Origin of the sequence: Brevibacillus laterosporus DSM 25 (assembly GCF_002706795.1) — a bacterium.
Classification (GTDB): Bacteria; Bacillota; Bacilli; order Brevibacillales; family Brevibacillaceae; genus Brevibacillus_B; species Brevibacillus_B laterosporus.
Map to the genome: position 1 here is coordinate 4,953,613 of NZ_CP017705.1, position 12,332 is coordinate 4,965,944.

The 12,332-nt window shown below is 42.6% G+C and carries 1 protein-coding gene (running past one end of the window); it reads right to left on the reverse strand.

What is annotated here, in order from left to right; all coding sequences use genetic code 11:
- Positions 1-12,332: the final stretch of a non-ribosomal peptide synthase/polyketide synthase gene (locus BrL25_RS26330; RefSeq protein ID WP_018669922.1), read on the reverse strand. 24,208 nt of this gene lie beyond the right edge of the window; 12,332 of the gene's 36,540 nt are visible here — the last part of the coding sequence; the start codon falls outside the window, past its right edge; the stop codon is at positions 1-3.

Here is a 12,332-nt window from a genome sequence, read left to right on the forward strand (position 1 = left end):
TTAGAAATCAAACTGAATGGATTCTACTAGGTCATGATTACTAGCCGAATTCTCTACTAAATCGAATTCCCCTAGCTTTTTGTCTGGAGTGCTAACAACCTCTGATAGTATCCGCACGAAATCATTTGCTAACTGTTCAATCATGTTTTTATTGAAAAGTTTTGTGCAATATTCGAATGCTCCTCTGATCTCTCCCTCTTCTGTGCTTATTGACAATGTTAAGTCAAATTTAGCTACAGTATGGTCCTGCACATAAGGAGTAACGGATAACGATCCAATGGTTGCCTCCTGATCCTCTGTATTTTGCATGACAAACATTGTGTCAAAGAGTGGATTTCTGCTTGCATCCCGCTTCACATTCAGCTTTTCCACCAGTTCCTCTAAAGGATACTCTTGGTTCTCAAATGCTTGTAACGTACGCTCTTTCACTTCTTCTAGGTATCCGTGGAATGTCTTATCCTTCTGCGGATAGTTACGGATTGCGAGCGTGTTAACAAACATACCGATAAGTGGTTCCAATTCTGCCGAGAGTCTTCCAGCTACAGGGGTACCAACAATGATATCCTCTTGTCCGCTGTACTTAGAAAGCAAGATCGTGTAGGTAGCCATGAGAAGCATGTATAATGTGCTTCCGCTATTTTCAGCCAATTGGTTTACTTGGTCTGCTAAAGCACGGTCAATTACAAATTCATACTCGGCACCCTCAAAACTACGTACCGCAGGTCTCGGATAAGCAATCATTAAATCCAAGACAGGTAATGGACCAAAGAACTCACCAAACCAATAGTTCTCTTGTTGTTCATAGAGTTCGCTCTTGGCTCGTTGCTGCTGCCAAACCGCATAATCCTTGTACTGAAGTCGCAATGGGGACAATTCCTTGCCTTCATACAGTTCGGTAACTTCCTGCATTAGGATATTCATCGAAACACCATCAGAAATGATATGGTGCATGTCATAGAGCAAGATATGGCGATCTGGCTCTATTTCGATAAGGCCAACTCTAATTAACGGTGCGTGTTGAAGATCAAATTTCCGCACAAAACCGTTAATGTGTGCATCCACTTCTTCTTCTCTCGCTTGGATTTTCTCTACTGTAAACTCAACGTCTTTAGATATCCGTTGAACTACCTCTCCATCTACCATTTCAAAGCCTGTGCGTAATGTCTCATGACGATTAATCAATTGACGGAATGCTGTCTCTAGCTTCATCCAATCCAACTGACCTTCTATTGTCATTACACCCGGCATATTATAGCTAAGCTCTCCACCTTCAACGTGACTCAAAATATAGAGACGTTTTTGGGCGGAAGACACTGGATAGTAGTCTTTTTCTTCTGCAAGAGGAATGGATATATAAGCGTGTTTCTCTGTATTGGCAATTCGATCAGCCATCTGCTCAATCGTCGGAATTTGGAATACATCTCTGAGTGTAATGCTTGTGTCTAATACTTGATGTATTTTCGCAACTAGGGTCGTAGCACGTAATGAATGTCCTCCAATCTCGAAGAAATTCTCCGTGATTCCTACTTGGGATAACCCTAGTACTTCCTGCCAAATTTGGGCTAGCTTCTCTTCCACCTGGGTCCTAGGCGCAACGTATTCTCTTCCAGTCTTCAGACTTTCCTCTGGTGTTGGTAACGCTTTTCGATCTAGTTTACCGTTCGCGGTTAGTGGCATCCGCTCCAATTGTACGAAATAAGCTGGAATCATGTAGTCAGGCAACTGTTGCGATAATGCTCTTCTTAGCTCACTTACGGTCAGCTCACTATCTGCCACAAAGTAGGAGCATAAGTATTTTTCGCCACTTTGGTCTTCATGTGCTATCACGATCGCCTCTTGCACAGATTCGATGTTTAGAAGCTGAGTTTCCACTTCTCCAAGTTCGATACGATAGCCACGAATTTTTACTTGATGATCTATTCGGCCTAAATACTCAATATTGCCATCTGCAAGCCATCTCGCTAGATCCCCGGTCTTATACATGCGCTCACCAGGTACAAAAGGATTAGAAACAAATCGATCATTCGTCAACTCAGGACGGTTTAAGTAGCCTCGGGCTAATCCCTCACCAGCAATATACAATTCTCCCTTAACTCCTACAGGTTGCAGACGCAAATGTTCATCTAGAATGTAAGCAGATAAGGTTGGTATTGTTTTACCGATATTACTTTTCGCTTGAGAGATTTCTGCTTCTGTAATTTCCTTGTACGTGACATGTACTGTGGTTTCTGTTATTCCATACATGTTGATTAGCTTGATTTGTGGGTACTTTGCCTTCCAATCTTTTAATAAGGCTGGACTTAACGCTTCTCCACCGAAAATCACATTTCGTATGGCCAACTCTTTTCTATTATCATTCGCTTCTTCCTGAAGCAATTGATAGAAATAAGTTGGTGTTTGATTTAATATCGTCACTTGCTGATCCTGAAGTAGCTGAAGGAATTGCTTCGGACTCTTGGCTGTTAACGGAGGCACAATAACCAATTTCCCACCGTATAAAAGTGCTCCGTACATTTCCCACACAGAGAAATCAAAGCAGAACGAATGGAATAACGTCCATGTATCAGAATTACTAAAATCAAACAAGTTTTTGCTGTTAAATAACAGACGAACCACGTTCTTATGTTCGATCAAGGTGCCTTTTGGCTTACCTGTTGTCCCTGACGTATAGATCACGTATGCTAGATGCCTTGGTCCAGATCGCAGTTCCAAATTAGAATGATCTGTCTGGTAGGATTGTTCGTCATCTAGTAATATAACTTTCTTATCAAAAGCTACTCGTCCTAGTAAATGTGACTGCAACAATAACAGATTCACATTTGAATCCTCCAGCATATAGGCAATCCGTTCTTCTGGATACTCCGGATCAATCGGTACATAGGCTCCCCCTGCTTTTAAGATAGCAAGCATTCCCACAACCATATCCAAAGACCGTTCAGCCATAATACCTACTAACCCATCTGCTTGAACACCTTGGGCTACTAATGACCTTGCAAGTCGGTTTGCCTTCTCGTTTAGTTCACGATAAGAAAGCTGTTCCCCCTCGTATACAACTGCGATATGATCTGGCACAAGTGCTACCTGCTCTTCAAATAACTGATGAATTGCCTTCTCGCGTGGATAATCAGCCTGTGAATCATTAAATGTCTCAAGAATTGTAGTCTTTTCATTCGACGTAATCATCTCAATGGAGGAAAGCTGTTCCTCTGGATTTGCAAGAACAGAATCGATCACTTGCATGAAATGTTCGACCAGTCGTTCTATTGTTTCGCGCTTGTACAGGGAGCTTGCAAAATCGAAGCTGCAAACGATGCTGTCCTCAAGCTCTTCTGCATTTAAAGTCAAATCAAACTTAGCTACTACAGGTTGTTCCCCATAAGGTTTTAGTTGCAAGCCTTCTATGAACAGATCTCCTTGCTCCGTGTTTTGCAACACAAACATTGTGTCAAACAGCGGGTTACGGCTTAAATCTCGTTTCACATCGAGCTTCTCAACTAGTTCTTCAAATGGATAATCCTGATTTTCAAAAGCTTGTAACGAACTGTCTTTGACCTCTTGCAAGTAAGCCAAGAAGGACTTATCAGCTTCTGGGTAATTACGAATGGCTAATGTGTTGACGAACATTCCGATGATAGACTCCAGATCAGCGTGCGGCCTTGCTGCAATCGGCGTACCTACAATAATATCTTCCTGGCCGCTTTGTTTAGAAAGCAGTGTTGTATAAACGGCAAGCAACACCATATACAAGGTAGACTCATTGTCGGCTGCTAGTTTTTTCAAACCTTCGCTTCTCTGTTTGTTAATTACGAATTCGACGGCTTCTCCCTCAAAGCTTCTGGATGCTGGTCGTTGATAATCAATTGGCATGTCTAAAACAGGTATTTCACCCGCAAAGACATCCATCCAATATGCTTCCTGCTTGCTCATCCACTCGCTGTGAATACCTGCTTGCTGCCAAGCTACATAATCCTTGTATTGGATTCGTAGTGGCGATAGCTCTTCTCCCCGATACAGCTGGACAAATTCTTGCATCAGAACGCCCATGGAAACGCCGTCAGAGATAATATGATGCATATCAAATAGCAAGATATATTGATTCACATCGACTGCAAGTAAGCCCACCCGCAATAATGGAGCCTGCTTGAGATCAAACGAACGTACGAACCCTTCAATAATCGGTTCTGCTTCTTCAAGACTGGTTTCCCAATACTCCAGCTTAAATGACACTCCATCGTGTACTCGTTGCATAGGTTCCCCGTTGACGAGTTCAAAGCCTGTACGTAATGACTCATGTCGCTGCGTCAATCTTTGGAACGCCGCTTCTACACGTTCCTTATCTAACGAGCCCTCTACCATCATAATGCCTGGCATATTGTAACTAAGCTCTCCGCCTTCAAGATGGCTCAGAATGTACAGTCTCTTTTGAGCGGAAGAAACCAAGTAGTACTCTCTTTCCTCTATAACAGGAATCGAGGCATACGTGATTTGCTCCATGCTAGCTATCAGTTGAGCCAGCTGTTCAATCGTCGGATATTTGAAAATGTCCCTTAGTGGTACAGCAACATCCATCTCTTTGTGAATCTTGGCAACTAAAGTGGTTGCACGTAACGAATGTCCTCCCACATCAAAGAAATTCTCTTTCACTCCAACGGTTGAGAGACCAAGCACTTCTTGCCAAATCGATGCCAATGTTGCTTCCACTGCTGTTCGAGGTGCGACATACTCGTTTCCAGTTTGAATGCTTTCTTCAGGCTCAGGCAAGGCTTTTCGATCAATTTTTCCATTTGGAGTCAGGGGCATTTGCTCCAATTGTACAAAGTAAGATGGAACCATGAATTCAGGCAGGACCTGACCCAATGCTTTTTTAAGTTCACTTACCCTCAGCTGATCTTCAGAAACAAAGTAGGCGCACAGCTGATTTTGTCCAGCCTCTCCCTCTTTTACAATGACGATGGCTTCCTGAATCGGTGCTAGGTTCATTATCTGTGCTTCTACCTCACCAAGCTCAATCCGATAACCGCGGATTTTCACCTGATGATCCATACGACCTAAATATTCGATCTTGCCATTAGGTAGCCATCTAGCCAAGTCACCTGTTCTATACATCCGTTCACCGGCTACAAACGGATTATCTACAAATTTCTCCGCTGTAAGGTCTGGAAGGTGCAAGTATCCTCTAGCTAAACCGCTTCCCGCAATGCATAGCTCTCCTGCTACCCCAATTGGCTGAAGCTGATTGTGAGCACCGACGATATAGACCTGTTTATTTGCTATCGGGCATCCGATAGAAAGCTCCTGCTCTGCATTCGTAATCGATAGAGAAGTAGTGACTACACTGCTTTCTGTTGGACCGTATTCATTGCAGATCTCAATGTGTGGATTCATTTCCATCACTCTGTTAACTAGCGCCGAAACGATCTTCTCTCCCCCAACTACGATATTTTTTACAGACTTCAGATCTTTTGGACTCATCGTATCCACAATACTCCATAGGAAACTAGGTGAGCTTTGCAGATGTGTAATACTTTGTTCTGTAATAGCATTTTTAATAGCTACAGGGTCCTTGCTTTCTCCATCCGGTAACAAATACACCGTTGAGCCAGATATTAATGGACCAAATAAGTGTGTAAGGAATGGATCGAAAACAAATGGAGTAACCATCAGCACGCGGTGGTTTCGCGTAAACCCATATGCATTTGCTTTCCAATGAATCGTATTAGCGATACTTGTGTGTTCGACCATAACACCTTTAGGCTTGCCAGTTGTTCCTGAGGTATAGATGACATAGGCCAAGTCGTTTTGTCCATGGATTGGCTCCAAATTAGAGCTCTCTTCCTGATAACTCGCAGAATCATCTAGAAGCACAAGCCTATCAGTAGCAAAGAAGGAAAGATACTCTTGCAAATGTTGTTGTGTAACTACCAACTTCGCACCTGCATCCTCTAGCATGTAGCGGATGCGGTCCTCTGGGTATTCTGGGTCAATCGGTACATATGCACCGCCAGCCTTCAAGATTCCAAGCATGCCGACGATCATTTCTGTAGAGCGTTCAGCCATAATGGCCACCAATTGATCAGCATGTACACCTTTCATTCGCAATGTTCTCGCTAGTTGATTTGCCCGTTCATTTAATTCAAGATAGGTTATTTGCTTATCTTGATATACAATTGCCAACTGATCTGGTGTGAGTTTTGCTTGCTGCTCAAACAATTGATGAATCATGTACTCCTGTGGATAAGCAACTGCTGTATGGTTGAATTCCTCAACGATCTGCTCTTTTTCTTGATGCGTTACTAATTCCACCGTGTTTAAAGCAATGGCTGGGTTATTAATCACCTGCTGCATAACATGAACAAAATGTCCCAGAATCCTCTCAACACCCGCTTGATCATACATAGCAGCATTGTACTCAACGTGAATTCTAATCTCTTCACCAGGAATGACAATGAGATTAAAGTCATAGTTGGTTTGTTCTACCATCTTGACGTTCGTAACCTCAAATGCCGTTTCGTCATCTTTTCCTACCTGCTCCATCTGCTCTTCAACAGGATAGTTTTCAAACACCATGATATGGTTAATCAAATCCTGTTTTTGTTCTGTCAGAGCCTGAATCTCGTATAGTGGATGTGTGTCATATGCATGAGATGCTAAGGCTTTTTCTTGATTTTGCTTTAATAGCTCAGAGAAAGAAATCGTTCCCTCACAATGGATGCGTACAGGAATTGTATTGATAAACAAACCGATCATGTTCTCAACGTCTCGAATGTCCGCTGGTCTACCAGAAACTACACTTCCAAAGACCACATCATCAGTTCCATTGTACTTTTGAAGCATCATGCCCCAAACGGTCTGCATTAATGTATTGATTGTAACCTGATGTTGTCTTGCTAGTGTGTTCATTTGTGCCGTCAGTTCTTTATCTACATCGCAGAAGCTCGTCCTAAATATTTGCTCAGCTTCTTTGCCTGGCGACTTCGCTTTTGGAACCATCGTTTGTTGATCGTAACCTGCCAAATAAGTGCTCCAGTAGCTAGCAGCTTCCCTACTGTCTTGGCGTTCCAACCATTCAATATAGGCACTATATGGCGAGACTTCAGCCAATTGTGGTGCTCTATGTTGCAGAATGGCAAAGTAGCATTCAAACACTTCTGATGCAACTAAAGATAAGCACCAGCCATCCATTAAAATATGGTGGGAACTCCAGATAATTTTGTAATCTTCTTTTCCTATCCGAAGAACAGAAACACGCATTAATGCATCTTGACTTAATTCAAACCCTGTTTCCCTGTCTTTCTTGATAAAGGAATTGACGTAAGCATTTCGCTCTTCCACATGCATCGCCATCAAATCTTCATAGTGAAGAGAGCTATCTTTTTCTCGATAGACGACTTGAAGCGGCTGTTCTTTCCATCCATTGTAGAAATTCGTTCTAAATATTTCATGTCTTTGGAACAGCATACGTAAGCTAGTTTCAAAGATTTCTGCATGGAAGTTTCCACTGATGTCAAACGTCGTTTGTTCAAAATAAGCCCCAGACTGCGGGTCCATTAAGCTATGGAACCACATTCCCTTTTGCATAGGTGTCATTGCATAAATATTTTCAACTTCGCCTACACGGCTGGTCTGTTCGACGATCTGTTCCAGTTCCTCAACAGTCAGTCCACGTAACAAGACATCACTTGGTGTTAATTCAGGACGTTCCTTGGCTACGCAGTGTGTTACTACTTCACGGAGACTTGCTTGTAGCAATTCAGCAAGCTGCTCCATCGTTTCCCTCTGGTACTCTTTGCCACTGTAATTCATTTCAATTGTTAAAGCACCTTCGGAGATCAAACCATTCATGTCAAGTGTAAACGGCATAGATGCATTTGGACTGGTCTCTGCCCCACTCGCATATGGAGATAGCTGAATATCATTGTTTTGCAAGTCTTGGTCAAACTGCCCTAGATAGTTAAAACTGATCTCTGGCTCTGTAAAAGATGTACCCTCGTTTCGCTCAGACAAATATCTATGAATGCCATAACCGATTCCCTTTTGAGGAATGTGGCGAAGTCCTTCTTTAACACTCTTGATTTGCTGGGAAACATGTTTTCCTTCATGTATCTCGAGAACTACTGGATATTGACTTGTAAACCAGCCTACTGTTCGGGTGATATCCATGTCTGAAATGATAGACTCCCGACCATGACCTTCCAGGTTCACATGGATTTGTTCTATTCCAGTCCAAGAATGTATAGCCATGCCAAGTGCTGTGAGCAACAAATCGTTTACTTCTGTATTGTAAGCACGATTAGCTTGTTTCAGAAGTTGCTCGGTTTCCTCTGCCGTCCAATGCACCATAATAGACTGGCTGTCTTTCATGATCGAAGTAGCTTGGACATTATCTTTTGGCAACGGAGTTTTCGGAATTTGTTCAAGCTGTTGCCAATACTCGCGTTCCCGATCCATCGCATCTGAATTAGCATAAAGAGCCAATTGGTGTGCCCACATATGGAATGAATCTGTTTTGTGCGGGAAGCAAATTTCCTCTCCGTTTTGCGCTTGCTCATATCCAGTCGCAATATCTTCGAATAGAATGCGCCATGAGACGCCATCTACTACTAAGTGGTGAAGAATGATCAACAAATGATCACCATTCGCGCAATGGAACAAACCAAGCTTCATAAGTGGTCCTTCACTTATGTCAATGCTTCTTTGCATTTCACTTGCTTTTGCCTCAACCGCTTTCGCACCATCGGATACATCTCGGAAATCAACTACCTCTAAACTGTACAGTTCTCCTTCCTCAATACCACGGTTCCTTGCTTTATATCCACTTTCCGTTGGTGTATACACGGTCCGCACTACATCATGGTGCTCAGCAATCTTCTGCATCACCTTGCGAAGTGCTCCTTCATCAAAGCCTTGTTCTTTAAACAACATAACCGACTGGTTATAGTGATGTTGTTCTGTGTACGCTTGCTCAAAGAACCAACGCTGAATCGGTGTTAATTCCACTTCGCCTACCACTTCACCTTGATCCGCCATTCTCGTAATCGATTGAACACGTTTGCTCAATTCGGCAATGGTTGGATATTGGAACAAGTCCTTCATTTCCAGCTTATAGCCTGCTTGGAACAAGCGTGATGAAACCTGGATAGATTTAATAGAGTCACCACCAAGATCAAAGAATTTATCCATGATCCCTATCGCATCCGTTCCTAGTACTGCCTGCCAAATAGACACAAGCGTCTTTTCAATCGATGTACGCGGAGCTACGTAATCTGCACCTGTTTGCATGCTTCCTTCTGGGGCAGGTAAAGCCTTGCGGTCAATTTTACCATTTGGTGTAAGTGGCATTTCATCCAATTGAACAAAGTAGGTCGGAATCATGTACCCAGGCAATTCTTGAGATAATGTGCTTCGAAGTTCGCTTAAGGTCAGTGCCTTGGTCGCTACAAAATAAGCGCACAACTGTTTAACCCCAGCCTCATTTTCTTTAGCAACCACTATAGCCTCTTGCATGAATGGTGTCTTTAAGAGCTTGGTTTCGACTTCACCTAGTTCAATCCGATTACCACGAATTTTTACTTGGTGGTCAATCCGGCCAACATACTCCATGTTTCCATCCGACAACCATCTTGCCAAATCCCCGGTTCTGTACATTTTCTCTCCCGAAACAAACGGGTTATCCACGAATTTTTCTGCCGTCAGTTCTGGACGGTTTAAATATCCTCGCCCTACTCCGTTTCCGCCTATATACAATTCACCTAGCACACCTATCGGCAAAATAGCATGGTTCTCATTTAAAACGTACATTTTTACGTTAGGCAACGGTTTACCAATAGGTAAGCTGAATGCAGGCACGGTAGTTACTTGTTCAAAATAACTCGAATCAATGCACGCTTCCGTTACACCATAGCTATTTAAAATCCGCATTTGTGAACCAAATCTGCTCACCAGCTGAGCAAAGGCATCTGACGGACATTGATCTGACCCTACAATTAACGTTTTCAAAGAACGAATGTCCAAGCTGTTTTCATAAACATACTCCATAAGTGGGATAACGATGGCTGGTGTAGATTCAAAAATTGTGATTCCATACTCTTTCATCAATCCATAGATACGAACAGGATCTAATCTGGACTGACTCGGGCAAATCACTAATTTTCCACCATGTAACAGAGCTCGAACATAATCCCCAGTAAATACGTCAAATGAAAAACTTGCCCATTGCAACAATCTGACGGAATCCTCTTCCAATCGGTATGCTTTGTTCCAAGCAGCAGCGATTGAAGTAACCTGCTTGTGCTCGATCATGACACCTTTAGGTTTGCCTGTCGTTCCTGATGTATAGATGACATAAGCAAGATGGTCGGGAGTTGATGCTGTTTGTAGATTCGTTCCATCCTGATGATAGGTATCTGGATCATCTAGCATTACGAGTTTTCCAGTAAAGGATACTCGCTCTACTAAATGACTCTGCATGACCAACAGTTTTGCCTCAGCATCCTCAAGCATATAACTGATACGCTCTTCTGGATATTCCGGATCAATTGGCACATACGCTCCGCCAGCTTTGAGAATTCCCAGGATTCCAACCATCATTTCCACAGATCGATCAACCATAATACCGACTAACTGATCGGCTTGAACGCCTTCAGCTCGCAATGTTCGGGCTAATTGATTCGCTCGCTCGTTGAGTTCGCGATAGGTTACTTGATCGCCCTCATGTACAACTGCTACTTGATCTGGAGTACGTTCCACTTGCTCTTCAAATAAGAGTTGGATCGTTTTCTCACGTGCATAATCAATATTTGTAGCATTAAATACCTCTAAAATTGTCCCTTTTTCTATCGAAGTAATCATTTCTAGAGACTCTAGCGTAGCTTGTGGATTCTGGACAATAGCAGAAATAATTTGTTTGAAATGCCCCGCGATACGCTCCACAGTTTCTCTCTTGAACAGAGACGTAGCGTATTCCAAAGTGCATACGATGCCTTCTTCTCTCTCAATTGCTTCTAGTGTTAAATCGAATTTAGCCACAGTATTTTCACTTGGATAAGGCTGAACACGTAAACCTTCCATCTCTAGCGCGCCTTGCTCCAAATTGATAAATTCAAACATTGTATCAAACAGAGGATTTCGACTTAAATCTCGGCTTACTTTCAGCTTTTCTACCAATTCTTCAAACGGATAATCCTGATTCTCATAAGCTTTGAGAGCACTTACCTTCACTTCTTGCAGATATTCATAGAAGGATTTGTCTTTAGACGGATAGTTGCGAAGTGCTAAGGTATTCAGGAATACACCAATCATATCCTCAAGATCAGCATGTGGTCTTCCAGCAATTGGAGTTCCAACGATTACATCCTCTTGGCCAGTATATTTATGCAAGAGCGTTGTATAGGCTGCAAGCATAACCATATGCAAGGTAGAACCAGTTTGGGCTGCAAGTTTCTTTAGGCCTTCTCTGTCATTTTCCTCTATTACAAATTCAATGGTTTCACCAGCAAAGCTTTGTAAAGCTGGTCGAACATAATCAGTAGGCAGATCTAGTACAGGAATTTCTCCGCGGAATACATCCAGCCAATATGCTTCCTGCTGTTTCATTTTCTCACTGTTAACTCCTGCTTGTTGCCATGCAGCATAATCCTTGTATTGGATGCGAAGCGGTGATAGCTCTTCTTTAGCATATAGTCGGGCAAATTCTTGAATTAGAACGCCCATGGAAACTCCATCAGAAATGATATGGTGCATATCAAATAGTAAGAGATAGCGATCAGGTTCCGTTTCAATCAGACCAACACGTAGCAATGGTGCTTTTTGCAAGTCAAATTCGCGAATAAATCCACGTACATGTTCTTCCGCTTCTTCAAGACTTGCTTGCACATACGATATGGTGAAGTCAACACTCTGATGAACTCGTTGTACCGGTTCTCCATTGACCATTTCAAAGCTAGTTCGTAAAGTATCGTGACGTTCGATCAGTTTTTGGAAGGCTTCCTTCACCCGCTGTTGATCCAACGAGCCTTCGATCATCACAATGTCTGGCATATTGTAGCTAATTTCGCCACCTGTGAACTGACTTAAAATGTATAAGCGTTTCTGGGCAGAGGATACAGGATAGAAATCCCTTTCCTCAATAACTGGAATCGAGGTATACGTACTTTGTTCCATTCCTTCTATTACTTTGGCCATTTGCTCGATAGTCGGGTATTGGAATGCATCCCGAAGAGGAAGATTTTTATTTATTTCTTTATAAATCTTCGCTACCAAGTTCGTTGCTCGTAAGGAATGCCCTCCGATTTCAAAGAAGTTATCTCTTATGCCGATCGTTTCTAATCCTAGTA